The 25,092-nt window shown below is 65.6% G+C and carries 19 protein-coding genes; 7 read left to right on the forward strand and 12 right to left on the reverse strand.

Features of this window, described 5'->3' with window-relative positions; genetic code table 11:
* Nucleotides 1–82: 82 nt before the first annotated feature.
* On the reverse strand, nucleotides 83–1,957 hold the full coding sequence (locus tag GTP90_RS11220) for a M61 family metallopeptidase (RefSeq protein WP_254451823.1): 1,875 nt from the start codon (nucleotides 1,955–1,957) through the stop codon (nucleotides 83–85).
* 257 nt (nucleotides 1,958–2,214) lie between these two features.
* Between GTP90_RS11220 and GTP90_RS11225 the strand changes: the two genes are divergently transcribed.
* The 6 genes from GTP90_RS11225 (at nucleotide 2,215) to GTP90_RS11250 (ending at nucleotide 9,424) form a co-directional block, all read left to right on the forward strand.
* A complete protein-coding gene (locus tag GTP90_RS11225; protein WP_117011535.1) occupies nucleotides 2,215–2,673 on the forward strand; it encodes an Hsp20 family protein in 459 nt (152 codons plus the stop codon).
* A 166-nt stretch (nucleotides 2,674–2,839) separates the two neighbouring features.
* Complete coding sequence (locus GTP90_RS11230) at nucleotides 2,840–4,345, forward strand: DegQ family serine endoprotease (RefSeq protein ID WP_161083603.1); 1,506 nt, start codon at nucleotides 2,840–2,842, stop codon at nucleotides 4,343–4,345.
* A 43-nt stretch (nucleotides 4,346–4,388) separates the two neighbouring features.
* Nucleotides 4,389–5,048 (forward strand): response regulator, encoded by a 660-nt coding sequence (locus GTP90_RS11235; protein ID WP_161083604.1) that lies wholly within the window; start codon nucleotides 4,389–4,391, stop codon nucleotides 5,046–5,048.
* A 5-nt stretch (nucleotides 5,049–5,053) separates the two neighbouring features.
* Nucleotides 5,054–6,445 carry an ATP-binding protein gene (locus GTP90_RS11240; protein WP_161083682.1) on the forward strand — a complete coding sequence of 464 codons (1,392 nt, stop codon included), beginning with the start codon at nucleotides 5,054–5,056 and terminating at the stop codon, nucleotides 6,443–6,445.
* Nucleotides 6,446–6,477: 32 nt separating this feature from the next.
* Nucleotides 6,478–7,626: a pantetheine-phosphate adenylyltransferase gene (coaD, locus tag GTP90_RS11245; RefSeq protein WP_161083605.1), complete on the forward strand. Its 1,149-nt coding sequence runs from the start codon at nucleotides 6,478–6,480 to the stop codon at nucleotides 7,624–7,626.
* A 133-nt stretch (nucleotides 7,627–7,759) separates the two neighbouring features.
* Nucleotides 7,760–9,424: a phospholipase D-like domain-containing protein gene (locus tag GTP90_RS11250; protein WP_161083606.1), complete on the forward strand. Its 1,665-nt coding sequence runs from the start codon at nucleotides 7,760–7,762 to the stop codon at nucleotides 9,422–9,424.
* A 4-nt stretch (nucleotides 9,425–9,428) separates the two neighbouring features.
* Here GTP90_RS11250 and GTP90_RS11255 read toward each other — a convergent pair whose 3' ends face one another.
* From GTP90_RS11255 to GTP90_RS11270, 4 genes are all read right to left on the reverse strand, one after another.
* Nucleotides 9,429–9,935, reverse strand: a complete 507-nt coding sequence (locus tag GTP90_RS11255; RefSeq protein WP_161083607.1) for a hemerythrin domain-containing protein — start codon at nucleotides 9,933–9,935, stop codon at nucleotides 9,429–9,431.
* A 377-nt stretch (nucleotides 9,936–10,312) separates the two neighbouring features.
* The gene (locus GTP90_RS11260; protein WP_161083608.1) at nucleotides 10,313–11,056 is read right to left on the reverse strand and encodes a tetratricopeptide repeat protein; all 744 of its coding nucleotides are present in this window, start codon (nucleotides 11,054–11,056) and stop codon (nucleotides 10,313–10,315) included.
* Nucleotides 11,057–11,108: 52 nt separating this feature from the next.
* The gene (locus tag GTP90_RS11265) at nucleotides 11,109–13,205 is read right to left on the reverse strand and encodes a bifunctional 2',3'-cyclic-nucleotide 2'-phosphodiesterase/3'-nucleotidase (protein WP_161083609.1); all 2,097 of its coding nucleotides are present in this window, start codon (nucleotides 13,203–13,205) and stop codon (nucleotides 11,109–11,111) included.
* A 97-nt stretch (nucleotides 13,206–13,302) separates the two neighbouring features.
* The gene (locus tag GTP90_RS11270) at nucleotides 13,303–14,217 is read right to left on the reverse strand and encodes a DMT family transporter (protein ID WP_161083610.1); all 915 of its coding nucleotides are present in this window, start codon (nucleotides 14,215–14,217) and stop codon (nucleotides 13,303–13,305) included.
* A gap of 99 nt (nucleotides 14,218–14,316) precedes the next feature.
* Here GTP90_RS11270 and GTP90_RS11275 point away from each other — a divergent pair, with 99 nt between their 5' ends.
* Nucleotides 14,317–15,240, forward strand: coding sequence for a LysR family transcriptional regulator (locus GTP90_RS11275; protein ID WP_161083611.1), 924 nt, complete (start codon nucleotides 14,317–14,319; stop codon nucleotides 15,238–15,240).
* Nucleotides 15,241–15,252: 12 nt separating this feature from the next.
* On the opposite strand, the gene GTP90_RS11280 is transcribed toward GTP90_RS11275, so the two are convergent.
* From GTP90_RS11280 to GTP90_RS11310, 7 genes are all read right to left on the reverse strand, one after another.
* Nucleotides 15,253–17,028, reverse strand: coding sequence for a DUF3443 domain-containing protein (locus GTP90_RS11280; protein ID WP_161083612.1), 1,776 nt, complete (start codon nucleotides 17,026–17,028; stop codon nucleotides 15,253–15,255).
* 11 nt (nucleotides 17,029–17,039) lie between these two features.
* Nucleotides 17,040–17,480, reverse strand: coding sequence for a DUF2844 domain-containing protein (locus GTP90_RS11285; RefSeq protein WP_254451824.1), 441 nt, complete (start codon nucleotides 17,478–17,480; stop codon nucleotides 17,040–17,042).
* Between the two features lie 124 nt (nucleotides 17,481–17,604).
* Entirely contained in the window at nucleotides 17,605–18,945 is a 1,341-nt protein-coding gene (gene gudD, locus GTP90_RS11290) for a glucarate dehydratase (RefSeq protein ID WP_161083614.1), read from the reverse strand.
* A gap of 9 nt (nucleotides 18,946–18,954) precedes the next feature.
* A complete protein-coding gene (locus tag GTP90_RS11295) occupies nucleotides 18,955–20,253 on the reverse strand; it encodes an MFS transporter (protein WP_161083683.1) in 1,299 nt (432 codons plus the stop codon).
* A gap of 85 nt (nucleotides 20,254–20,338) precedes the next feature.
* The gene (locus tag GTP90_RS11300) at nucleotides 20,339–21,412 is read right to left on the reverse strand and encodes a porin (protein ID WP_161083615.1); all 1,074 of its coding nucleotides are present in this window, start codon (nucleotides 21,410–21,412) and stop codon (nucleotides 20,339–20,341) included.
* 114 nt (nucleotides 21,413–21,526) lie between these two features.
* The gene (locus GTP90_RS11305; protein ID WP_161083616.1) at nucleotides 21,527–22,411 is read right to left on the reverse strand and encodes a LysR substrate-binding domain-containing protein; all 885 of its coding nucleotides are present in this window, start codon (nucleotides 22,409–22,411) and stop codon (nucleotides 21,527–21,529) included.
* 95 nt (nucleotides 22,412–22,506) lie between these two features.
* Nucleotides 22,507–24,909, reverse strand: coding sequence for a TonB-dependent receptor plug domain-containing protein (locus GTP90_RS11310; protein WP_161083617.1), 2,403 nt, complete (start codon nucleotides 24,907–24,909; stop codon nucleotides 22,507–22,509).
* Nucleotides 24,910–25,092: the final 183 nt, after the last annotated feature.

Genomic DNA, 25,092 nt, shown 5'->3' on the forward strand with positions numbered 1-25,092 from the left:
GATCGGTCCGGTCTGGCATGGAACCAGTATAACCCGGCGGGGCGCCGCCACAAGCGGCCGGCGCCCCGTCGAAACGACAATGTTACTTCAGCGGTTGCAGAATTGCCTCAAGACGGTCCGGCGTGCCCTCGATGCGCTCCAGGCGCGGATACTTCAGGCCGCCGTGGTAGTCGAGCGCATAGGTCTGGTACAAGCTGCCCTTCTTGACCAGCAGGTTGATCGGCTCCTTGCCGGTCCTGGCGGCCGTGACGGCGGCGCGCAGCACCTCGGCCTTGTAGGCGCGGCCGTTGACGGCCAGCAGCGTGCTGCCGCCCGACAGGCCGGCCTTGAAGCCCACGCCTTCCCACACGAAGCCTTCCAGCTTGCCGTCCGAGCCCACCGAGAAGCCCAGCGAGTACTGGAAGTTGGCCGACTTGCTTTGGTCTTCCCTGGCTTTCAGGAACTCGGTCTGCTTGTCGGTGTAGACCAGCTTCCAGCCGGCGCGCGCCAGGCCGTCCAGCGGCGCGCCGGGGCCGTGGCCGTCCAGGCGGGTGCGCAGGAAGCCGGCCCAGTCGTACGGCTGCACCGCGTTGAGCGCCTTCACCACGTCGTCGAAGGTGTAGTGTTTGGCCACGCTGACGCCGTCGTCGACGCCGAAGAAGCTGCGGGCGAAGTCGTTGAGCGAGCGCTTGTCGCCGGATTTTTCGCGGATCAGCGTGTCGGCGTCCAGCCAGATCAACTCGCCTTCCGAGTAGTAGTCCTCGGCGCGCTGCCAGTTGTTCCAGCCTTGCGGACGGCGGGCGTTGACGATCGGGTCGTTGGTGGTGTCCTGCACCGCGCGCCATTCGCGGCCGCGGGTGTTGTCGTAGCGGGCGGCGGTGGCGGCCAGCAGGTCACGCGTGTGCTCGGGCTTGATCAGGCCCGAGCGCGCCGCGATCACCGCGCCCCAGTACTGGGTCTGGCCCTCGTACACCCACAGCAGCGAGTTCTGCAGCGGCGTGTTGAAGTTGGGGACGTTCTGGTCGGCCGGGCGGCGGAACTTGCCGTTCCATGAGTGCGTGAATTCATGCGGCAGCAGTTCGCGGCCGGCCTCGTTCTTGGCCCAGTCGGTGAAGTAACCCGTCCTGACGCCGTTCTCGCTCGACTGGTGATGCTCGCGGCCGATGCCGCCGAACTCGTCGCTGATGGCGAACAGGAAGTCGTAGTGCTGGTAGTGCCGCGAGTTGAACAGCTTGTAGGCCTGCTGCACCATGGCGCGGTGCGGGGCGAGCTGTTCCGGCGTCGCCTCCAGCTGCTCGGGCGTGTCGGCCACCACGTTCAGGTGCACCGGCACCGTGGCGCCCGGATCGAGGTCGTAGCGGCGGAAGTAGCGGCCGGCGAACAGCGGCGAATCCATCATCGCCTCCAGGTCCAGCGGCTTGAAGGCGATCTCGTCGCCGTTGCGCGCGGCCGTTTCCAGCGCGGAGCCGTACTGCCAGCCGGCCGGCAGCGTCAGGTTGGGCTGCATGGTGATGCGGCGGCTGTTGTAGCCGGCCGGGTACAGCGTCACCGATTGCCACTGCACGCCGAGGATGTCGTTGGTCATCGTGTTGCGGCCCTGGTTGGCCTCGGTCGGCGACAGGTACTGGAACTCCACGTCCACCGCCGACGCGTCCCTGGGCACCTCCAGGTGGAAGGCGTAGACGTTGACGGTGTCGCGCTTCCATTCCAGCGGCTTGCCGTTGGCGCTGACCTTGAGGCCGGCGAACTGGCTGAGCGCGCCGCTGGGGCCGTGGTTGCCGACCACCCACTGCGGATACAGCAGGGTCAGCTTGCCGGGCTTGGCGGGGATGGTTTCGCGCACGCGGAAGATCTGCTGCGCCGTGTTGGTGGCGTCCACTTTCAAGACGATGGTGCCTGGGTAAGGCTGTTCGGAGATGGCTTCTGCCTGGGCGCTGAAGGCGGTAGCCAACAGGATGGCGAGGGCGGCACGGGACATGGACATGTGGTCGATAACGAGGTTGGACAAGAAGGCGAGTGTAGCACGCAGGCAACTTATAAATCTTGCAAAAGCATGGCGCGCCGCAGCGAAAATATTTTTAAAATTTTTGCGGCGCTGGGGATCTTGAGGCCGTTTTTCAAGCCCTTGAAAGGCCCGAAAACCATCCTTATATCGGACTCAGTGGTTGCCCAGATGGGGACCACCGAGGGGAATCTTCCCCGCCCATATCGCTTAACTTGAAAAGGATATTCACCATGCGTACTTTTGACCTGACCCCACTGTATCGTTCCGCCATCGGCTTTGACCGCCTGGCACAAATGCTCAACGACGCCCAGCGCGGCGATTCGACCCCGAGCTATCCACCGTATAACATCGAACTCGTTTCGGAAGACAAGTACCGCATCGTCATGGCGCTGGCCGGCTTCGACCGTTCGGAAATCGACATCACCTTCGAGCGCGATTCGCTGCACGTTGTCGGCCGCAAGCAGAAGGACACCACCGAGCGCACCTATCTGCACCGCGGCATCGCGGCGCGCGATTTCGAGCAGCGCTTCCAGCTGGCCAACCACGTCAAGGTGACCGGCGCGACCTTCGACAACGGCATGCTCAACATCGAGCTGGTGCGTGAAGTGCCCGAGGCGCTCAAGCCACGCAAGATCGTCATCGACGGCAGCGACAACGTCACCGCCCTGGAGCAGCGCCAGGCCGCCTGAGCTTCCGTAACTGAGTAGGACGACTGGCCGGTATATCCGGCCAGTTTTGCGTAAACTTTCACATAAGCTCGGCTGCTTGTAAGCAATTGTATTGTTAAGACGGGTCTAAGTTTTTACCTTCATATTGGATACATCTACAAACCTCATTCAATTCAGGAGTGCAGCTATGTCCGAATCTACTCTCAAACGTGCAGCCCTCGCCGTGGCAGTGCTGGGCGTGATAGGCGTGGGTGGCGCCGCCGTTGTCAAACAAGGGAATGCCGTCGCCGCCGCCCCCGTCGTGGTGCAAGCGGCCGCGCCGGTGCAGGCTGCCGCGCCAGTCGCCGTGCCTGCGCCGCCCATCGCGCTGCCCGACTTCAGCGTCATCGTGGCCCACAACGGCCCGGCCGTGGTCAACATCAGCGTCACCGGCAGCACCAAGACCGCCTCCTACGACGGCGACCAGGGCGGCCGTGGCGATCCCTTCGCCGACGATCCCTTCTACGAATTCTTCCGCCGCTTCCAGGGCCCGCAGCAGCGCGGCGGCCAGCGCAGCATGCCGACCCACGGCCTGGGCTCGGGCTTCATCATCAGCGCCGACGGCATCATCCTGACCAATGCCCACGTGGTGCGCGACGCCAGCGAGGTGGTGGTCAAGCTGACCGACCGCCGCGAGTTCCGCGCCAAGGTGCTGGGCTCGGATCCGAAGAGCGACGTGGCCGTGCTGAAGATCGACGCCAAGAACCTGCCGGTGGTCCCGCTGGCCAAGGGCAACGACCTGAAAGTGGGCGAGTGGGTGCTGGCGATCGGCTCGCCATATGGCCTCGACAATACCGTCACCGCCGGCGTGGTCAGCGCCAAGGGCCGCTCGCTGCCCGACGGGAACGTGCCCTTCATCCAGACCGACGTCGCCGTCAATCCCGGCAACTCGGGCGGACCGCTGTTCAACACGCGCGGCGAGGTGGTCGGCATCAACTCGCAGATCTACAGCCAGACCGGCGGCTACCAGGGCCTGTCGTTCGCGATACCGATCGAGGTGGCCGGCAAGATCAAGGACCAGATCGTCTCCACGGGCAAGGTCACCCACGCCAAGCTGGGCGTGACCGTGCAGGAGGTCAACCAGGGCTTTGCCGATTCGTTCAACCTGGCCACGCCGGAAGGCGCGCTGGTGGCCAACGTCGAGAAGGGCAGCCCCGGCGACAAGGCCGGCCTGAAGGCGGGCGATGTGATCCGCACCATCAACGGCACCAAGATCATCAGCTCGGGCGATTTGCCGGCCATCGTCGGCCTGGCCTCGCCGGGTGATAAAGTGACGCTGGAAGTCTGGCGCCAGGGTAAGCCGGTACAATTGAGCGCCACGCTGGGCAACGCCAACGACAAGGTCGCGGCCGCCGATGGCGACGAGCGCACCGGCCAGGCCAGCGCCAAGCTGAAACTGGGCTTGTCGCTGCGTCCGCTGGAAGTCATCGAGAAGCGCCAGTCCGGCATCCCGAACGGCCTGCTGATCGAGGATGCGCGCGGCGCGGCGGCCAACGCCGGCGTGCAGCCGGGCGATGTACTGCTGTCGGTGAACGGCCGGCCGGTCAACAGCGTGGAGCAGGTGCGCGAGGTGGTCGACAAGTCCGGCAAGTCGGTGGCGTTGCTGATCCAGCGCGGCGACGATAAAATCTTCATTCCGGTGCGACTCGGTTAAGTCGGGCCGGCAGAACGCAACACAAAAACAGAAAGGAAACAATATGCGACTTCTGCTGGTGGAAGACGATACGATGATCGGCGAAGTGGTGCTCGACCTGCTCAGGGCCGAGCACTACGCGGTGGACTGGGTCAAGGACGGCGCGATGGCCGACACCGCGCTGCAGACCCAGACCTACGACCTGGTGCTGCTGGACCTGGGCCTGCCGCGCAAGGACGGCCTGGAAGTGCTGCGCTCGATGCGCGCGCGCAAGGAGCTCACTCCGGTGCTGATCGCCACCGCGCGCGACGCCAAGGAACAGCGCATCGCCGGCCTGGACGCCGGCGCCGACGATTATGTGCTCAAACCCTACGACCTCGACGAACTGCTGGCGCGCATCCGCGCCTTGCTGCGCCGTTCAGCCGGCCGCGCCGAGCCGGTGTTCGAACACGGCGGCGTCAGCGTCAATCCGCAAACCCGCGAAGTGATCGCCGACGGCAAGCAGGTCAGCCTGTCGGCGCGCGAATGGGCGGTGCTGGAGGCGCTGATCGCGCGCCCCGGCATCGTGCTGTCGCGCCACCAGCTGGAGGAAAAACTGTACAGCTGGAAGGATGAAGTCAACAGCAACGCGGTCGAAGTCTACATCCACGGCCTGCGCAAGAAGCTCGGCGCGGAACTGATCCAGAACGTGCGCGGCCTGGGATACATGGTCCCCAAGCTATGAAGGCCATGAAGGTCAAGCTGCCGTCGCTGCCACGGGTGCCCGTGGTGACGCACTCGCTGCGCGGACGCCTGCTGTGGTTCCTGCTGGCGGCGATCACCATGGCCGCGCTCGCGCAGGCCATGATCGCCTACCGCAGCGCGCTCAGCGACGCCGACCAGATCTTCGACTATCACATGCAGCAGATGGCGATGTCGCTGCGGTCCAGCGCCACGCTGACCAACAAGGCGGCCGACACGGCCGCCGATCCCGAGAACGACGACCTGGTGGTGCAGGTGTGGACGCCGGACGGCGCACAGGTGTTCCGTTCGCTGTCGCGCGCGGCGCTGCCGCAGCGCGCCGTGCTGGGCTTCTCCAACGTCAAGGCCAACAACACGACCTACCGCATCTTCTCCGTGCAGACCAGCAACCAGACGGTGCAGGTGGCGCAGGACATGGCGGTGCGCCAGCGCATGGCCGGCACCTTGGCGCTGCGCACGGTCGGCCCGATCGCCGTCATGGCGCCGGTGCTGATGCTGGTGGTGTGGTGGGTGGTCAGCGGCTCACTGGCGCCGGTGTCGCGGGTCAAGCGGCAGGTGGCGGCGCGCCAGGCGGACGATTTGTCTCCCGTCTCCGAAAACGATTTGCCCGACGAGGTGCTGCCGCTGGTGCACGAGCTCAACCTGCTGTTCGGCCGCGTGCGCACCGCCTTTGACGCCCAGCAGCACTTCGTGGCCGACGCCGCGCACGAGTTGCGCTCGCCGCTGGCCGCGCTCAAGCTGCAGGTGCTGAGCCTGGAGCGCGCGCAGGACGAGGCGGCGCGCAGCGTGGCCATCGGCCGCGTCACGGCCGGCATCGAGCGCGCCACGCGGCTGGTGGAACAGTTGCTGGTGCTGGCGCGCCAGGAGGGCTCGGCCAACGACGTCAAGCTGGAGCCGGTCAACCTGAGCGAGCTGGTCAAGCGCACGCTGGGCGACATGGCCGGGCTGGCGCAGGCGCGCCAGATCGACCTGGGCCTGCACCACGCCGACGACGACGCGTCGGTGGGCGGCCAGCCGGACGCGCTGATCATCCTGCTGCGCAACCTGGTCGACAACGCCATCAAGTACACGCCGGCTGGCGGTACCGTCGATATCGACCTGCGCCGTAGCGCCGGCGCCACAAAAGCGGCGGCCGGCCGCGTGGTGCTCAGCGTCGAGGATTCCGGCCCCGGCATCCCGCCCGAGGAGCGCGAGCGCGTGTTCGGCCGCTTCTACCGCGTGCCGGGCAGCCAGGCCGGCGGCAGCGGTCTGGGGCTGGCGATCATCAAATCCATCGCCGAGCGCCACGGCGCCGTGCTGACCCTGGGCCAGTCCGAGCGCCTGGGCGGCTTGCTGGTCAAAGTCGATTTTCCCGAGACTGCAAAGGCCACTCCAGTCTAAAATGCCAGTTTGACATGGCGTTGGAGCGGCGTATGAGGAAAATCGGCTTTTCGGGCACACTGGACCCTATCACCAACGGACACATGTGGGTGATGAACGAAGCCCGTTCGCTGGCGGACGAGGTGGTGGTCTTCCTGTCCGAGAACCCGGCCAAGAAGCCCAAGTTCACGGCGGAGGAGCGCAAGAGCATCATCGCCCTCAGCTGCGCGGAGCAGGGCTGGGACAATGTGCAGGTGGTCATCGTCAAGGGCGACTACACGGCGCGCGCGGCCAAGAAGCAGGGCGTGCACTGCCTGATCCGCGGCATCCGCACCACCGCCGATTTCGACTACGAAAACCTGATCCAGCAAACCAACGTCGACGTGCTGCAGGGCGCCAAGACCATCTTCGTCATGCCGCCGCGCGACCTGGGCTCGGTCAGCTCCAGCTTCGTCAAGGCGCTGGAAGGGCCGATCGGCTGGAACTGGATCATGAAGAAGTTCGTGCCCGGCCCGGCCTACCACGCCTGGGTGCTGAGCTGGCTGCGCAAGGAGTGGGAGGCGCTGTGGGACTACGAGCACCGCGACGCCACCGCCATCGCCCACGCCGACCAGTGGTTCGTGCAATTGACCGGCGCCACGGCCTACGGCGGCCCGGCGCGCCACTACCACAACCTCGACCACCTGGTGCACGGCCTGTGCGAGATCCGCGTGTGGGCGGCCAACACGCGGCCCGATCCGGTGGACGTGGACATCGTCAAGCAGGCGTTCTGGTTCCATGACGCCGAGTACGGCCACAGCGGCGAGCCGGGCGCGCTGACCAACGAGGAAGCCAGCGCCCAGCTGTGGCTGGGCAGCCACCTGGGCCAGGAGATGGCCGACGCCGCCGAACTGATACGCGCCACCGACCACTTCCAGGAAGCCTCGATCAGCCACCGCCTGAAGGACACCATGCTCAGCGTGGACCTGGCGATCCTGGGCCAGGACGACGAGGTCTACCAGAACTATGCGCGTGCCATCCGCCAGGAATACATCCACCTGCCGGACGCCAAGTACCGCGAGCAGCGCGGCGGCGCGCTGGCCCACCTGTGCCGCAAGGCGGAGTCGGGATTGCTGTTCGGCAACGACTACTTTGCCGACCAGTACAACGAGCGCGCCATCGACAATATGCAGCGCGAGATGGAACGCCTGGCTGGATCGTGAAATAATTTCACGTTACCCGCCGTCATAGCGGCGGGGCGGCCGGCAGCGGCTTCCGGTGAGAAAGTGCGTAGATGTTGCTGCACATTGCGAACTATAGTGCATTGACTTTCCGCAAACTTTCTGAGGGGGCACTATGGCTGCAAATCTGCAAGTGGTGACGAATTCCGATGACGCGCTGCTGGCCTGGACGCCAGATCCCTGGAGCGACGACCTGGTCGGCTTCCGTCTGGAACGCAAGGATCTGAAGACCGGCAACGTCACGGTCCTCAACAACCGCATTCCGGCCGGGGCCGACGGCACGCAGGTGCCGGTGGGCGGCCTTGCCTCGACCGCGTCGCCGATTCGCCGCTGCATGTGGGTGGACCACGATGTCGAACAGGCCGGCCACGCCGCCTACCGGGTCACGCCGATGGCGGCCTCAGCCGATGGTTTCGTGGTGCGCGAGGGCGAGGCCTCGCCCTGGGTATCGGCCGAGGCGCCGGACAGCGACGACGAGGGCACGGCCGTGTACTTCAATCGCGGCACGATCATGTCGCAGGTGGTGTCGCGGCTGGCCGGCGGCGAGGTCAGCCCCAAGTCGCTCAAGGCCCTGAAGGCCCACCTGGCCGAGCCCGGCTATCCGGGCCGGCGCTACCTGGCCGGGCAGGCGCGCCACGCGCTGCTGGACTTCATGGCCAACGCCGACCGTCGCGGCAACCACATCTACGCGGCCCTGTACGAGCTCAACGATCCCGAACTGGTCGCCGGCCTGAAGGCGTTCGGCGCACGCTGCCATCTGCTGCTGGGCAACGGCAGCTCGACCTTCGACGACACCGCGCACGAGCTGGAGGCGGCCGATGTCATCGTCAAGCACCGCGACCTGTCGCACACGGGCGCGTCCAGCCCCAGCGTGCACAACAAGTTCGTGGTGGAGGTGGACACCGCCAGCGGCCAGGCGCTGCGCATGCTGACCGGCAGCACCAACTGGACCACGACCGGCCTGTGCACACAGCTCAACAACGTGCTGGTGCTGGAGCGTCCCGGCACGGCCAACCGTTTCTACCAGCAATGGCGCAAGCTGGCCGAAGTGGGCGACGACATGCCCGAGCAGCTGCGCATCGACAACGGCAAGGCCTCGGTCGACGGCAACATCACCACCTTGTTCGCGGCCACCAAGGGCCAGGCGGAATTCGCGCCGGTGCTGGACGCCATCGCCAAGGCCAAACATGGCGTGCTGTTCCTGATGTTCATGCCGGGCCAGTCGCCGCTGCTGGAGGCGCTGCTGGCGCGCGTGGCCGAGGCGGACGCGCCCTACATCCGCGGCGTGGTGTCGGCGGTGACGCAGAGCGAGAAGGGCGTGGTCACCGAGCACAACGCGCAGGTGATCGCCAACGGCGTTGATCCCGAACGCTTCCACAACGAGGTGCTCAAGCCGGACGGCCTGCCGCCAGCCAACCTGCCCAAGTGGGCGCTGGAGGAATTCCAGCGCAGCATGTACCTGAGCGCCGGGCTGAACGCGATCGTCCATTCGAAGACGCTGGTGATCGATCCGTTCTCGGACGATTGCGTGGTGGTGACCGGCTCGCACAACTTCTCGCCGGCGGCGTCCGGCAGGAACGACGAGAACCTGGTCATCATCCGTGGCGACAAGGCGCTGGCGCAGGCGTACGCGGTGCACATCGAAGGCGTGTACGACCACTTTGCCTGGCGCGCCTTCCTGTCGAACGGCGGCGACCCGGCGTCCATCTACCAGCCGCTGACCGGCTGGCAGAGCGGCAACCGCGCCAGGGAACTGGCGTTCTGGATGAACCGGGCCTAGCGCATTAGTGCGGCGGCAGCTCGATTTGCTCCTTGCGCGCGGCGATCTCGGCGCCGAGCGCATCGAGGTCCAGCTTGGCGTTGCGGGCCTTGGGGAAGACCTCGCCTTCCTCTTCCTGGACATGGTGCTCGATCAGCTCCGACAGCACCTTGACCTTGGCGTCGTACAGATCGTCGGTGGCCTCCATCGAGATGATCTGTGCGATCAAGTCCTTGGCGGACGCGTGCTCGACCAGGGCTTCGTCCATCAGGTCGTCGGCCTTGGTTGCGGCGCGCACGGCGGGGTAGAAAATTTCCTCTTCCGCCGTGGCGTGCTTGGTCAGTTCGGTGCAGATCTGCAGGGCCAGTTTTTGCTTGCTGACATGCGCGCGGTCGCCCAGTTCTTCGTATTGCTCGAACAGCGACTTGACGTGTTCATGGTCTTCCGTCAGCAGCGTGATGGCGTCCTGCGGCTCGGTCTCGGTGGGGAGGGGCTTGGGCATTTTGTCTTGCGGGCGGGAGGTGGTTCTCATATCGGCTCCTTGCGTGGCGAATGAATGGGATACTGCGGACCCAGTCTAGGAGCGCGATCAACGACGGTCTGTGCGATGTTCAACGGAGTCGTTGTTGCCGTTGGCTTTGGATGGCGAGCTCAAGGCGTGCCATGCTCAGGGAATAAAAGTTCTAGGTACTGGCGGTGGAATTGTTTCGCCAGCAGCGCGTTTTTCTAGATAGATGCTGACCTCCGCCCAAGGGACCGACTGCTGGTTCTTTAAGAATTCCTCGAACCGATCATCAGCGATCGCGTAGACCGCTAATTTGACGGTGAATTTGGCATGGCAGTCTCCCGCAGTGAGTGACAATTTTAGCACTGCGGATTGACCGGTCTTCCAGCTGAATCAAACGCGCGTCAGAAGCGATTCCAGTTGTTGTGGCGGTGCTCGGCGGCTTCCTTGAGCAGGTAGCCGGCGCGGCGTTCGTCTTTTGGGCTGAGGGCGTCGCCCAGCTGCACCGTCATCGCCAGTTCCTGGATCGCCGGCGGATATTCGTTCTCGGCGGCTTCCTCCAGCAGATGGCGCGCCTGGGCGCTGTCCTGCGCCACGCCACGGCCGTCCCGGTAAATGTAGGACAGCAGAAACATGGCGTGCGGATTGCCAAGATCGCTGGCGACCTTGAGCCACTGCGCCGCCTGCGCATCGTCGCGCGCGACGCCGTCGCCGTTCTTGTAGAGCATGCCCAGCATCAGCGCCGCGCGCGCGTGACGCTGCCTGGCCGCCATCTCATACCACGTTGCCGCAGCGGCCGGCGCCGCCGCCACGCCGGCCACGCCCACGCGCAACATCTCGCCCAATTGATAGGCCGCGTCCACATCGCCGCCGCGCGCCGCCTGCTCGAACAGCTTCAGCGACTGCGCCCGCTGCTCGGGACGGGTCTGGTACAACAGCCCCAGCTCACGCTGCGCCACCGGCATGTTCTGCGCCGACCACGACATCAGCTTGCGCTCGGCGCTGGCGTCGGCCTGCTGCATGGCCTTCATGCCGACCGTCTCGATTTGCGCCGAAGTCGGCTTCTCCTGCTGCAACTGGCAGCCGAACAGGAACACACCGGCCAGCAGGCCAATCAACGCAACGCCGGGATAATTTTTCACTTGCATGATAGTGACCTCACGATAAACGGAGCCGGCCAAGCCAGCTCCGCACATCCACTTACTTGCTCAGATCGATAGCGTACTTGGCGAAGCCGCTGGCATCCAGTGCGCCCTCGGCCGTGACGGCGGTGATGCCGCTGCTCTTGGCCAGTGCCAGGTGGCCCGGCGCCGAGCGCAGGATCACCGGACCGGCCGTCGCCACCTTGACGAAGCTCCAGCTGCGCGCGCTGCCGTTGCCCGCCAGCGTGACCTTGCCGCTGGCCGCGCCCTGCGCCGTCAGGTAGTTGCTGACCACGGTCTGGTTGGCGTCCGGCGACTTGATGATGGTCTTGCTGCCGTCGATGCCAGGCACGGCGCCGCCGCCACCGGCGCGGTAGTCGTTGGTGGCGACGATGAAGTCGTCACCATCGGCCACCGCCTTGCCCAGGTAGGTCAGGTTGACGATGCGGCTGCCGACCGGCTTGGTCACGTCGATCTGGTAAGTCAGCGCGTTGTTCTCGGCGTAGAACACGTCATAGTTGTAGATCGTGCCGTACGACGGCACCAGGTCCTGCTCGGTGGTCTTGGCCGGGTCGATCTGGCCGAACTGCTTGGCCGCCGTCTCCAGCCAGGCCTTCAGGTCCGAACCCTTGATCTTCACCGCCTGCAGGTTGTTGTTGCTGTACAGGTAGAGGTCGCCCGGATTGCGTACCTGCAGGCCGACCGGCGCGGCCGCGCTGGCGCCTGGCGCCACGTCGGTGAAGTCGGAAGGACCGTTGCGGCCGGCCTTGAACGGCGCGCTGCACGAGATCACCGGAATGTTCTTGTAGCTGGCGATGGTGGCGTCGGTGCTGGCGGCGATGAATTTTTTCACGTAGTCCAGCTGCGCCTGGTTGACCAGCTGGATCGCGCTGACGTCGCCCACCAGCGAGAAGTAGGCTGACATTTCGAAGTCGGTGCTCACGCCCAGCGGCTGCTTGGCGTAGGCGATGGTGGCCGCGTGCTCGGTGGCGACGATGGGCGCGATGGCCGGATCGGCCTTGACGATGGTGGCGCCATCGGCGTACTTGAAGCCGCGCGATTCCACGCTGGTCTTATCCTGCTGCACCACCCACTTGCCCCCGGTGTAGACCAGGGTCATCTTGATGATGCCCAGACGGCGGCCCCAGCTTTGCGCCATCACGGTCGGCACGCCGTTGACGAAGCCGTTGATGGCGTCGATCTTGGCGCTGGCCGGGAAGGCCGCGAACGACGAGTCCAGCGGGGCCGCGCCGGTTTCCTTACCCTTCGGGAAGATCAGGTGCGAATGGCCGATCAGCAGCGCGTCGATGCCGGTGCTGGTCAGGTGATAGCTGCCGTTTTCCATTTTCGGGCTGTAGGCGCTCGGGTCCAGGCCGCCGTGCGACAGCGCCACCACCAGGTCGGCGCCCTTGGTGCGCATCTCCGGCACGTACTGCTTGGCCGCTTCCTGCACGCCGGTCACGGCGACCTTGCCGGCCAGGTTCTTCTGGTCCCAGTCCAGGATCTGCGGCGGCACAAAGCTCATGATGCCGATGTTCAGTTTGACGTCCACCTTGCTGCCGTCCGGCTTGGTGGCGGTGAAGGTGCGCGGCAGCAGCGTGTACGGCTGCACGATGGGCTTGTTGCTGGCCACGCCGGTGACGTTGGTCAGCACCAGCGGGAAGGCCGGCGCGCCGCAGGTGCCGCTCGGCTTGGCCACGCCGGGAATGCCGAAGTCGGTGTTGGTGATCTGGCTCAGCAGCGGCAGGCCGTAGTTGAACTCGTGGTTGCCGAAGCCGCCGCCGTCGTATTTCATCGCGTTCATGACCTTGTGCACGGCCATGGTGTCGGTGCAGGCGATCGGTTTGGTGACGGCCTGCATGTCGCCCAGCAGCGTGCCCTGGATCACGTCGCCGTCGTCCAGCAACACGTTGTTCGGGTTTTCCGCACGCGCGGCAGTGACCAGGGTCGAAGTGCGTTCCAGGCCCAGGCTGGTGTCTTCCGCCAGTGAGTAGTAGTTGTAGCTCATTACGTTGGCGTGGATGTCGGTGGTCTCCATCAGCGCCAGTGTGACGGTCGTGCCTTCCGCGATGGCCGGCGGTGGCGTGTAATCGCCACCGCAACCGACCAGACCCGCTGCCGTCATCGCAGCCAACATCACCAGATTCAGTTTCATTGCTTCCCCGCAAATTTAGAAAATTTAAGCTGGGAACTGTATCCAATTTACGTGACATTGTCGTGACAATACAAAAACATTGTGCACCCGGCTGCCGTCACCTGGCCGGGCCGCCGCTCCACCGGTTCGCCATGCCCAGCCAGACACCCGACAGCGCCAGCAGGCCGCCCAGCGCGTGGTAGCCGTGCAAGCGTTCATGCAGCAGCACGGCGGCGGCCAGCGCCACGAATACCGGCAGCAAGTTCATGAACAGGCTGGCGCGTGCGGGACCCAGGTGCTTGATGCCGCTCATCCAGCAGAACGGCGCGCCGATCGACGCCAGCGTGCCCGCATACAGGATCAGCGGCATGCTGGCCGCCGTCACCGGCGATGGCGGCGCCAGCCACCAGAAAGGCAGGATGAGCAGCAGGCCGCAGGCGATCTGCACATACAGCTGCAGCCATGTCGACAGCGGCATCGCCCATCGCTTGATCAGCACGCCGTACAGGGCGTTGGAGCCCACCGCCACCAGCATCAGGCCGTCGCCGGCGTGCACCGCGCCCTGCAGCAGGCCGAGCGGCTGGCCGCGTGTGCTCAGGATGACCAGCCCGGCCAGCGACAAGCCCGCGCCGCACAGCCGCTCCACCGACAACGATTCGCCCGCAAGCCGGCTCGACAGCAGCGCCGACATCAACGGCATCGTTGCCACGATGACGCCCATATTGATGGCCGATGTGGTCTGCGCGGCCTGGTACGCCAGGCCCTGGTAGAGGCCCATGCCGAGGCAACCCAGCAGCGCCAGGCGCGGCAACTGCGTGAGCACGGCCGCGCGTTGCCGGATCAGCGACGGCAGCACGAACGGCGTTAGCACCAGGCCGGCCAGCAGCCAGCGATAGAAAGTGATGGCGGAGGGCGCAATCAGGCCGGCCGCCGCCTTGGTGACCAGGGTGTTGCCGGTCCAGATCAGCACGGCGAGCAGCGGGTAGATGGAAAACGCGGGCGCCGCCTGGCGCGCAACGGGGGAAGATGACATCGGAGATCCTTGCTTGGTCGGGTTGCAAGGATCGTCTCACGCGGTTCATTGCTGTGTACAGTGATATGATTGCACGAAATAAATGCATGGGATGCACGAATGAGCCAAGTCGATTTCAATATGCTGCTGGACCTGGATGCGCTGCTGCGCGAAGGCAGCGTGGTGGGCGCCGCGCAGGCCCTGCATGTCAGCCCGTCGGCGATGAGCCGCCGCCTGGCGCGGTTGCGCGAGGCCGCCGCCGATCCATTGTTTGTCGCCGCAGGGCGGGGACTGGCGCCGACCCAGCGCGCGCTGGCCATGCACGAGCGGGTACGCGCGGCGATCGACGAGGTGCGCAGTATTTTCTTCTCCGACGAGCTCGACCTTTCGCAACTGCGGCGCACCTTCACGCTGCGCGCCAGCGACGGCTTCGTCGGCGTCTGGGCCACGCGTCTGGTGAGCGCGATGATGGCGGAGGCGCCTGGCGTCAGCCTGCGCTTCGTGCCGCGCGCGAACAAGAACACCGATGTGCTGCGCAGTGGAGCGATTGATCTGGACATCGGCGTGCCGGCGGCATCGGAGCCGGACATCGTTGATGAGGCGCTGTTCGAGAGTTCATTCGTCGGCGTGGTGCGGCAAGGGCACCCGCTGTTTGCCAACGGACCCCGCAGCAAGGTTGGCTTGAAGGCGTTTGTGGCCTGGCCGCATATCTCGGCGTCCCAACACGGCTCGGGCATCAGCCGGCTCGACGCGGCGCTGGAGGCGGCGGGCGTGCGGCGCAACGTCGCCATCGTCGCGCCCGGCGTGCAGGCGGCGCTGGTCATGGCCTCCACCTCGGATTTCATCGCGGCCATGCCCGAGCCGTTTGCGCGCTGGGGCAAGGAACATCACCGGCTGCAGCTGTTTCGCCTGCCTATCGAGGCGCCGACGGTGCAGGTGTCGCAAAGCTGGCACAAGCGCCACCAGGCCGATCCCGCACACCGCTGGCTGCGCGCGCACGTCGGCGCGATCTGCGCGGCCGGCGTGCGCGCCATGCAGGGGTAGGCAAGCGGCGCGTTAGTACGCCCAGAGCGGTCCGCTCTTGCCGTTGACGCTGGCGCCCTCCATCACCACGAACACGCGGCGGCCGTAGAAGAAGGGCAGGCCCCAGTCGAAGTAGTTGCCGGTGCCGGCGGTCCCGCCGACCTGCGCCGCCGAGATGGTCGATGCCAGCTGCACCAGGTTGGCCACGTTGAAGTTGACCACGCCGCTGGCGCTGCCGTCGGAAGCGGCGTTGGTCGCGCTGAGCGACAGCGTGCTGGCCGGGCAGTAGAAATCGCCGCCCGAGCACGTGCGTATCGTGCTGTCGTTGAAGAAGTAGCCGTTCGAGCCGCTGTCGATGAAGCTGGCGCCGTAGGTCTTGCCCTTGTAGGTGGTGCTGAAGTCGCCGCCGCTGTTGGTGGTGAACAGCGTCTCGCCGGCGATGGTGTTGTTGGCCTGCGTGTTGACGCCGAAGATCAGCGTGCCGCTGACCGAGGTCAGGCCGGACGCGCCCACGCCGGGCAGCACCAGCAGCACGCCGTTGTTGTTGACCGCGAACGAGGCCACAGGATTGCTGACCTGCGAGGCCAGCGCCATGCTGCTGGCGACGCAGCCGTTGCCGGTGCAGGCGTAGTAGGCGCCGGCGACCGCCGAGCGGGCGCAGCTGTCGCCGCAATCCTGCTTGAACAGGCCGACGCCGAGGATGCCCTTGGCGCCCAGCGCCGCCAGCGTGCCGAGGTTGTTGCCGGCGCTGCTGCAGCTGGACGGCGTGGCCGCGTAGTTGGCGCCGCTGTCGCCGATCACCTGGATCGAAATCCCGGACGCGGTCTCGTCCGCCATCTTGACGTCGGCCTGGCGCACCGCGCCCCAGGTGTAGCCGCTGATGAACTTGCCGCATGTGCCGGCGTCGGCGCCGGACGGCGTCTGCACCGCCGGCAGGTTCAGTGCCGCGTCGAGCGGCGCCAGCAGGCGCAGTCCGTAGGAGCCGGTGTCGAGCAGCACATGGTCGATGGTCTGGCAGGTGGTGGTGCCGGGCCGGCACACCGTCACGCTGACGTACGGGATGTTGATGGCGCCGTTGACGCCGGTCGGGCCGCTGTCGACCACGATGGCGGTGCTGTTGCTGAGCGGTGCGGTCACGCTCAGCGCGGCGCTGGCGTTGACGGTGCCGCCGTCGCCGGCGCAAGACAGCGTGTAGACGTAATTGCCCGCCACGCTGGACGCGATGCTGATCGAGCCGGAGCTGGCCTTGGCGCCGCTCCACGCGCCGCTTGCCGTGCAGGCACTGGCGTTGGCCGACGACCAGCTCAGCACCGAGGTCTGCGCGGTGGTGATGCTGGCCGGCGCCAGCGTCAGGTTGACGGTGGGCGAGGGCGGCGGCGAGCTGACGATCACGCTGGTGGTCTTGCTGACTTCGCCGCAAGTGACGGTGTAGTAGGCGGTGCCGGCCGCGCCGGCCGTGACGGTGCGCGAGCCGCTGTTGTCCAGCGCGCCGCTCCAGGCGCCGGACGCGGTGCAGCCGGTCGCGGTGGGGTTGCTGACGCTCCAGCTCAGGGTGATGACCTGGCCGACGGTGGCGGCGGTCGGCGTGGCGCTGATGCTGACCACCGGCGTGCCGGTGCCGGCCTGGCTGGTGGATTGCGTGGTCTGCGCGGCGGACGTTGCGGCGGCGCTGCCACCGCCACCGCAGGCGCTGAGCATCAGCGCGAGCATGAAGCTGGCAAGGAAGATGAACCAGGTCGAGCCGGACGCGGCCAGCAGGGCCGCGCCGGCGCGCTGGCGCAGCCGGCCGATGGCGAGGGAACGGTGCATGCGCCTCACCCCTATTCGATGACCGACGTGTCGAAACCGGCCGGCAGCGCGGCCGGGATCCACGCGTGGCCGGCGTAGGCGCGCATGTGTCCGCCCGAGACGATCACCACATCCTGCTGCGCCAGCGCCAGCTGCGAGTGCCCCGCCTTGGGACGCTTGGCGGCGGCGTTGGTCAGCACGGCGAACTTATCGCCCAGCAGGGTGCGCAGGTCGGGCAGGGTTGGGCCGTTCCAGCTGACGGCGAACACCTTGCCGTCGGCATTGACGTATTCGCGCACCACGGTGCCGCTGTCGAGCGTGCTCTGGCTGACGGTGTAGACGGCCGTGCTGTCGGCGCCGGCCGCAGCCAGGCTGCGCGCGGCCTGCCTGACGGGCGTCGCGCCGAAATTGGAGGGCGAACTGCCCAGCGCCGCATAGGCCAGCGCGCCTTGCAGCAGGGAGAGCAACAACATGAGTAGGAATGCCCGGCGCATCAATCGCTCCTGTGCCTAAGATGCAGGCAGTGTAAAACGGCGCCGGGTTGGATGGCGTTAGCGATGTGTAAGCAAACGTTACACATCGACGGTGGACAACGCCTCAGCGCACCAGGCAAGGGCGCTTGTTGTCGAACTTCCAGCCCGGGACCAGGAACTGCATCGCCACGGCATCATCGCGCGCGCCGAGCCCCATATTCTTGTAGGCCTGATGGGCCTTCTCCAACTCGACCGGATCGAGCTCGATACCCAAGCCGGGCCGGGCCGGTACATGGATCATCCCGCCCTCGATTTTCAACGGCGCCTTGGTCAGGCGCTGGCCGTCCTGCCAGATCCAGTGGGTATCGATCGCGGTCACCTTGCCCGGGGCCGCCGCGCCGACGTGGGTGAACATCGCCAGCGAAATATCGAAGTGGTTGTTCGAGTGCGAACCCCAGGTCAGGCCGAACATCTGGCACAGCTGCGCGACGCGCACCGAACCCTGCATGGTCCAGAAGTGCGGGTCGGCCAGCGGGATATCCACCGATTGCAGCTGGATCGAATGCGCCATCTGGCGCCAGTCGGTCGCGATCATGTTGGTGGCGGTCGGCAGGCCCGTCGCGCGGCGGAACTCTGCCATCACTTCGCGGCCCGAGTAGCCATCCTCCGCGCCGCACGGGTCTTCCGCATACGCCAGGACGCCGTGCTTGTCGCGGCAGACGCGGATCGCGTCCTTGAGCAGCCAGCCGCCGTTCGGGTCCAGCGTCACGCGGGCTTCGGGGAAGCGCTCGTGCAGGGCGACGATGGCCTCCATCTCCTCGTCGGCGGACAACACGCCACCCTTCAGCTTGAAATCGTTGAAGCCGTAGCGCGCGTGCGTCGCTTCGGCCAGGCGCACGATGGCTTCCGGCGTCAGCGCTTCCTCGTTGCGCAGCCTGAACCATGCATCATCGGCGCCGGGCTCGCTGCGATAGGCCGTCGGCGTCTTGTTGCGGTCGCCGACGTAGAACAGATAGCCCAGCATCTCGACCGCGTTACGCTGCAAGCCTTCCCCCAGCAAGGCCGCGACCGGCACGTTCATGAACTGCCCCAGCAAGTCGAGCAGCGCCGACTCCATCGCCGTCACCGCGTGGATGGTGGTGCGCAGGTCGAAGGTCTGGAGGCCGCGGCCGCCGGCGTCGCGGTCGGCGAAGGCGGTGCGCATCGTGTTGAGCACGGCGTTGTAGTCGCCCAGCGTTTTGCCAATGACAAACGGCCGTGCGTCCTCGAGGGTCTGGCGGATTTTCTCGCCGCCGGGAACCTCGCCCAGGCCGGTGTTGCCGGCGCTGTCGGTCAGGATCAGGATGTTGCGGGTAAACCATGGACCATGGGCGCCGCTGAGATTGAGCAGCATGCTGTCCTGGCCGGCAACGGGAACGACGCGCATGTCGGTGACGACCGGGGCGTTGGTGACGATGTGATTCATAAATAAGCTCTAGCGTGGTTGAGATATTGGGTTCAGCGAAGTGGTCAGCGAGACGCGTTTGATATCGCCGACAATGAACAGATAACTGAAGATGGCCATCGCGGCATTGGCGCCGACAAACACCAGCGCGCCAGAGAACGAACCGGTATTTTGCACGATGTAGCCAATCACGATGGGCGTGGTGATGCCGGCGGTGTTGCCGAAGGTGTTGAACAAGGCGCCGCTCAGGCCGCCGGCTTCCTTGGGCGACGTGTCCGACACCACCGCCCAACCCAGCGCGCCGATGCCCTTGCCGAAGAAGGCCAGCGACATGATGGCGACCACCAGCATGTCGGTCTCGATGTAGTTACAGGCGATCATGCTCATCGACAGCACCATGCCGATCACGATAGGCAGCTTGCGCGACACGGACAGGGAATAGCCCGCCTTGTTCAGGCGATCCGACAGCCAGCCGCCGCTGACGCCGCCCAGGAAGCCTGCAATGGCCGGCAGCGAGGCGACAAAGCCGGCCTTCAGGATCGTCATGTGGCGCTCCTGCACCAGGTACACGGGGAACCAGGTGAGGAAGAAATAGGTGAGCGTGGTGATGCAATACTGGCCGATGTACACGCCCAGCAGCATCCGGCTGCAGAGCAGCTCTTTGATGCAAGCCAGGGTGTTGACCTGCGCGGGCTGGGCGGCGTGCGCTCCGCTTTCCAGGTCGACCAGCGCGCCGCCTTGCTGGATGTACTGCAGCTCGCTGGCGCTGATGCCGGGGTGGTCCTTCGGACCATAGATCGTCTTCAGCCAGACAAACGCCATGAAGATGCCCAGGGCGCCCATGACGAAGAAGACACTCTGCCATCCAAAGAAATGCACCAGCCAGCCCATGATGGGCGCGAACAGCACCGTGGCAAAGTATTGCGCCGAGTTGAACACGGCGGCGGCCAGGCCGCGCTCGTGGGTGGGGAACCACGACGAGGCGATCCGGCTGTTTCCCGGGAACGAAGGCGCTTCAGCGGCGCCGACCAGCAGGCGCAGCACGAACAGCAGCACCACCGCCGCGCCGCCGGTCACGAATCCCGCCGCGCCGGTGAACAGCGTGAATGTGGACCACAGGAAGATGCTGAAGAAGTAGGTGATCTTCGAGCCGAAGCGGTCCAGCAGCCAGCCGCCCGGCAGCTGTGCCAGCACGTACGACCAGGCAAACGCCGAGAACACAAAGCCCATCTGGATCGCGTCCAGGCCGAGCGCCTTTTTGATGTCCGGCCCGGCGATCGAAATCGTCGCGCGGTCCGCGTAGTTGATGGTGGTGATCGCGAACAGCATGGCCAGGATGACCCAGCGCTTGCGCGTTTGCGGCTTGGTGAATTGAGCTTGTTCCACGGTATGCCCTGTCTCTTGTTATGCCGGTTTAGAAGGTGTGGCGCATGCCGAGGTTGTAGCCGGTGTTGCCGGTGCCGCTTTCCGTGTTGTTGGCGACCGTGTAGCCGGCGCCGTTCTTGTTGCGGATGTGGGCGTATGCGGCGTACAGCGAGGTGCGTTTCGACAGGGGATGCAGATAGCCGATGCCCCAGGCATTGGCGTCCTGGTTGAAGCTGGTGCGGTCGTCCTTGTGCATCACCGAGCCCAGCACGGTACCTGTCCCGGCCGGCATGCTGAAGCCCAGCAGGTAGTCGCGGCCATCGGTCGAGGCGGTCGGCTTGACGCCGCCATACGGATTGTTCGAGTTGCCCAGCGGCGCGGCGTTGTAGCCCTTGTCGATGCCGTAGCCGGCATGGACCTTGATCCAGCCGAAGTTGTAGTTCGCGCCCAGCAGCGTGTTGCGGCCCAGGGTGCGGTCCACCGCCGGCGTGCTGCCGCTGGCGGCCACGTCGGAGTTCTTGCTGTTATAGGCCAGGCGCACGCTCAACCGACCTGCGGCGTAGCCGATCGCTCCGCCGAACTGGCGGCCGGCGCGGATATCGGCCTGCTCGCCGGCGCTGTAGGACAGTTCGCCATCGACGCCGTTCACGCGCGGCGAGGCATAGCTGATCGTATTGCTGGTGCGGACGTTCGTGCCGGAGTCCGGGAACAGGTTCTTGGAGGTGCCCGCGTAACCCGTGCTGAACGGGTCGACGATATTGACCAGCGTGGTGTGGTAGGGCGTGTACTGGCGGCCGAGGGCGACCGAGCCGAGATCGCTTTTCAGGCCGACGAAGGCCTGGCGGTTGAATATGGTGCCGGCCGCGTCGATCTCGCCGGTGTCGATCTTGGTGCCGGCTTCCAGCGTGAAGAACGCCGACATGCCGCCGCCCAGGTCCTCGGTGCCACGGAAGCCGAGGCGCGAAGCGGAGCCTGCGCCGCTGGTGACCTTGGTGAGGTTGCCGGCGCTGCCGCCGCGTTCGCCAACGATGGCGGCATCGACGATGCCGTAGATCGCGACGTTGGACTGGGCGTGTGCCGTGGTTGCGCCCAGGGCGAGGACAATAGCTGCCGCTAGTTTCATGCTGTCTCCTTGATTTTTATGATTGGCTTGCAAATCAATCATAGGACTGGCATCCATGCATCACCAAACCAAAGAGTGTCGCCAGCAATTCAAATAATGAATCGCCGCGCGGGATCAGTCAGCGTGAAAAGTTGGCAGCACCTCGCGTTTAAAGACGCGTAGCACGGGGTTTTCGTTATCGCGCCGGTGGACGCAGACCATGTGCACCGGTTCGGTCGCCATCTTCCGCATCACCAGGCCGTTGAACCCCAGCCGCCCGGCGCCCTCGGCGATCAGTGCGACGCCCAGGCGGGCGCGTACCAGGGCCAGCATGGTATGCACCTGGCCGACGTGCTCGACGATGTCCGGCTCCACGCCGGCCTTGGCGAACCGCTCGCTGAGCATGTGATGAAACGGCCGCGCGTCGAACGGCGAGTACATCACGAACGGCTTGCCGTGCAGGCTCTGCAGCGTGGGCTCCAGCGGCCAGTTGCCGGCGTCGTCCTCGTGGATGGCCAGCATCAGCGACTCGGTCACCAGCGGGATGGTTTCGAGTTCCGCGTTGAGCGTGTGGGGACGCATCAGGCCGAGGTCCAGCTCGCCTGAGTTGAGCGCCTCGACCTGAGCCGTGCTGACCAGCTCCTTCAACGTCAGCGAGACGCCGGGGCAGTGCTCGCGCAGCCGCCGCACCACCTCGGGGAGCAGGCTGTAGCCCGATGCCGAGGTGAAGCCGATCGCGAGATGCCCCTGCTCGCCCTTGGCCGCACGGCGCGCCGTGAGCGCCGCCTCATGCGCCAGCCGAAGGATCCTAACGGCCTCCGGCAGGAAAGCCTTGCCGGCGGCGGTCAGCCGGACCATGCGGCTGTTGCGCTCGATGAGCTCGGCGCCGACGTTGTGTTCCAGCAGGCGGATCTGGCGGCTCAATGGCGGCTGCGTCATGTTCAGCCGCTCGGCCGCGCGGCTGAAGTGCAGCTCCTCGGCCACGGCGACAAAACAGCGCAGCTGGCTGATCTCAAACATTTTCCACCTTTCGTGACGACATAAAAAAGCCCCGAAAGCTGCAAGCAACTTTCGGGGCTTAGTCTACATGCGCGGAAGATTCCGCGCGCGAGAGCTTAGAACTTGACGAACAGGCGGCCGAAGTACGACGCGCCGTTCAGGCCGAACTGCACGCTCTCATACTTGAAACCGTTGTCGGTCTGGTCGGCGTTCTGGGTGGTCGGCTTGACGTTGAAGATGTTGTTGCCGCCGAACGTGAACTTCATGTTTTGGTTGATGGTGTAGGTGAAGCTCAGGTCGGCCGAGGTCTTCGACTCGTAGTGCTGGTTAGGCACGCCAGCTGCGGTACCGTCGAAGGTGCCCAGCGTCTGCGGACCGAAGTGGATGATCTTCAGGTCGCTTTCCCACGGGCCGGTCACGTAGTCGAAGCCCAGCGTGGCCTTCGAGCGCGGCGCGCCTTGCTCGATGTACAGGCGTTCCTTCTCCGACAGCAGCACGTCCTCGAAGCCCTTCAGCGAAGCCGGCGCGTGGATGCCGGTCACCTCGGTCTTGCTGACGTTGAGCGCCAGGAAGGTGGTCAGCTTGTTGGAGCCGAAGTTGGTCTTGTGCGACGCGGTCAGGTCCAGGCCCTTGGTCTTGGTGTCGACCGAGTTGACGAAGAACTGCGCCTCGCCCACGCCCAGCTTGGCCAGGCGCTCGGCCAGGTCGGGATAGGTGTCGGCGTTGAAGCGGCCCGACAGCACGATGCGGTCCTTGATCTTGATGTCGTACAGGTCGGCCGTCACGGACAGCGCGGCGTTCGGCGTCCAGGTCGTGCCCAGCGTGAAGCTGGTCGACTTTTCTTCCTTCAGCTTCGGAATGCCGGCCGCGTTGGCGACGGTGCCGCCGTTCGGCGCCAGCACCACGTCGGTCGGCACGCCGCCGATGAAGTCGGTGAAGGTCGACGAGAAATAAACTTGTTGCAGCGACGGCGCGCGGAAGCCGGTGCTGGCCGATCCGCGCAGCAGCACGCTGTCGGCCACGCGCACGCTGCCGGCCAGCTTGCCGGTGACGGTGGAGCCGAAGTCGCTGAACTTCTCGTAGCGCACCGCGCCCTGCAGCTTGACCATTTTGCTCAGGTCAGCTTCCAGGTCGAGGTAGGCGGCGGTGCTGTGGCGCTTGGCGTTGACCTGGTCGCCTGGCTGGAAGCCGGGGAAGCCCTGGCTGCCGGCGTTGCCGCCGAAGCCGACGCCGTCGACGTCGTTGTACGAGCCCGGTTCGCCGGCGAAGATCTTGTAGTTCTCGCTGCGGTACTCGCCGCCGAAGGCGACGTTCAGGCCGTCACCGACCAGGCCGTCGTAGTAGTGGTTCAGGTCGAGGTTGGTGGTCAGTTGCTGGAACGAGAAGCCGCCCGCGTCGAAATGGTCCGGGCTGATGCCCTTGCCGCCGGCCAGCAAGTCCTTGTTGGCGATCGAGGCGTTGATCGTATGGCTGATGTTGTACTTCATCTTGTTGTAGCCGTAGGTCTGAGACACGTCCATGTTCCAGTCGCCCACCATGCTGCGGTGGCCGAGGATGGCGTAGCGGTCGTCGATGTCGGCGTTGATGAACGGGACGAAGCCGTTCGGGTACATCGCGGCCGAGTTGCGGCTCGGGATGTCGTCGGAGCCGACGCCGCCGCGCGCGAAGGCGGCGCTGGAGGCGTCGCGGGTCTGGCCGCCGGCGGTGAAGTACAGCTTGCCGGTGCCGACGGTTGGCAGTTCGCCGTTCAGGTAGATGGTCTGGTTCTTGGTCTTGCTGTCGCCGATGATGCGCGGATTGTCGGCGTCGGCGCGGTTGGAGCGGCCGCGGTCGAGGTACTCGCCGGTGATGCCGAGCGTGCCGCCGTTGCCGATGCCGAAGCCGCAGTAGGCCGAGGTCATGTAGTTCTTGCCATCGCGCTTGGAGTATTCGCTGAAGCCGGCGACCGCTTCGCAGCCCTTGCTTTTCTTCAGGCCGATGTCCATCACGCCGGCGATGGCGTCCGAGCCGTACTGGGCTGCGGCGCCGTCGCGCAGCACCTGCACGTCCTTGATCGCCAGCAGCGGAATGGTGTTCATGTCGGTGCCGGTGTTGCCGCGGTTGCGCGCGCCGAACAGGTTGACCAGCGCGGTGGTGTGGCGGCGCTTGCCGTTGACCAGCACCAGGGTCTGGTCGGAACCGAGGCCGCGCAGCGCGGCCGAATCGACCAGGTCGGCGCCGTCGGAGCCGCTCTGGCGGGTCGAGTTGAACGATGGCGAGATATAAGTCAGCGTTTGCGCCAGGTCGAACTGGCCGCCTTGTTCTGTGGACTTGCTCATCGGAATGATATCGACCGGCACCACGGTGTCGGTGGAGGAACTGGTCGCACGGCGCGACCCGACGATGCTGACCGACTGGATGGCGGAGTCGGCTTTGGCTTCCGGCGCGGTCTGTGCGAAGGCGGAGGGTGCGAGGCTCAGGGCGGCTGCGCCGTACAGGCTAAGCAGTACGGCATTACGAAGTGGCGTGGTGGCGAACAAGTTTTCTCTCCCGTGAAAAATTTGATTCTAGTCAAATTGCTCATCAGGACATGGCGTTTTCGACAATTTCTCGATCAAACTTTATTGAGTGTTGTTTTACCGCGCCACGTGGCGCCATGCGCTGCGTAGTACTACTTAGAGGGGCGACGACATGGCCGCGCAGGTGTATTATACTGTATAAAA

The sequence above is a fragment of the Duganella vulcania genome, assembly GCF_009857655.1.
Taxonomy (GTDB): domain Bacteria; phylum Pseudomonadota; class Gammaproteobacteria; order Burkholderiales; family Burkholderiaceae_D; genus Rugamonas; species Rugamonas vulcania.

Excerpts from the sequence above, each read along its gene's own strand:
- GTP90_RS11220 (WP_254451823.1), bottom strand. The coding sequence starts at position 1,957 with ATGTCCCGTGCCGCCCTCGCCATCCTGTTGGCTACCGCCTTCAGCGCC.
- GTP90_RS11225 (WP_117011535.1), top strand. The coding sequence starts at position 2,215 with ATGCGTACTTTTGACCTGACCCCACTGTATCGTTCCGCCATCGGCTTT.
- GTP90_RS11230 (WP_161083603.1), top strand. The coding sequence starts at position 2,840 with ATGTCCGAATCTACTCTCAAACGTGCAGCCCTCGCCGTGGCAGTGCTG.
- GTP90_RS11235 (WP_161083604.1), top strand. The coding sequence starts at position 4,389 with ATGCGACTTCTGCTGGTGGAAGACGATACGATGATCGGCGAAGTGGTG.
- GTP90_RS11240 (WP_161083682.1), top strand. The coding sequence starts at position 5,054 with ATGAAGGTCAAGCTGCCGTCGCTGCCACGGGTGCCCGTGGTGACGCAC.
- coaD (WP_161083605.1), top strand. The coding sequence starts at position 6,478 with ATGAGGAAAATCGGCTTTTCGGGCACACTGGACCCTATCACCAACGGA.
- GTP90_RS11250 (WP_161083606.1), top strand. The coding sequence starts at position 7,760 with ATGGCTGCAAATCTGCAAGTGGTGACGAATTCCGATGACGCGCTGCTG.
- GTP90_RS11255 (WP_161083607.1), bottom strand. The coding sequence starts at position 9,935 with ATGAGAACCACCTCCCGCCCGCAAGACAAAATGCCCAAGCCCCTCCCC.
- GTP90_RS11260 (WP_161083608.1), bottom strand. The coding sequence starts at position 11,056 with ATGCAAGTGAAAAATTATCCCGGCGTTGCGTTGATTGGCCTGCTGGCC.
- GTP90_RS11265 (WP_161083609.1), bottom strand. The coding sequence starts at position 13,205 with ATGAAACTGAATCTGGTGATGTTGGCTGCGATGACGGCAGCGGGTCTG.
- GTP90_RS11270 (WP_161083610.1), bottom strand. The coding sequence starts at position 14,217 with ATGTCATCTTCCCCCGTTGCGCGCCAGGCGGCGCCCGCGTTTTCCATC.
- GTP90_RS11275 (WP_161083611.1), top strand. The coding sequence starts at position 14,317 with ATGAGCCAAGTCGATTTCAATATGCTGCTGGACCTGGATGCGCTGCTG.
- GTP90_RS11280 (WP_161083612.1), bottom strand. The coding sequence starts at position 17,028 with ATGCACCGTTCCCTCGCCATCGGCCGGCTGCGCCAGCGCGCCGGCGCG.
- GTP90_RS11285 (WP_254451824.1), bottom strand. The coding sequence starts at position 17,480 with ATGTTGTTGCTCTCCCTGCTGCAAGGCGCGCTGGCCTATGCGGCGCTG.
- gudD (WP_161083614.1), bottom strand. The coding sequence starts at position 18,945 with ATGAATCACATCGTCACCAACGCCCCGGTCGTCACCGACATGCGCGTC.
- GTP90_RS11295 (WP_161083683.1), bottom strand. The coding sequence starts at position 20,253 with ATGCTGTTCGCGATCACCACCATCAACTACGCGGACCGCGCGACGATT.
- GTP90_RS11300 (WP_161083615.1), bottom strand. The coding sequence starts at position 21,412 with ATGAAACTAGCGGCAGCTATTGTCCTCGCCCTGGGCGCAACCACGGCA.
- GTP90_RS11305 (WP_161083616.1), bottom strand. The coding sequence starts at position 22,411 with ATGTTTGAGATCAGCCAGCTGCGCTGTTTTGTCGCCGTGGCCGAGGAG.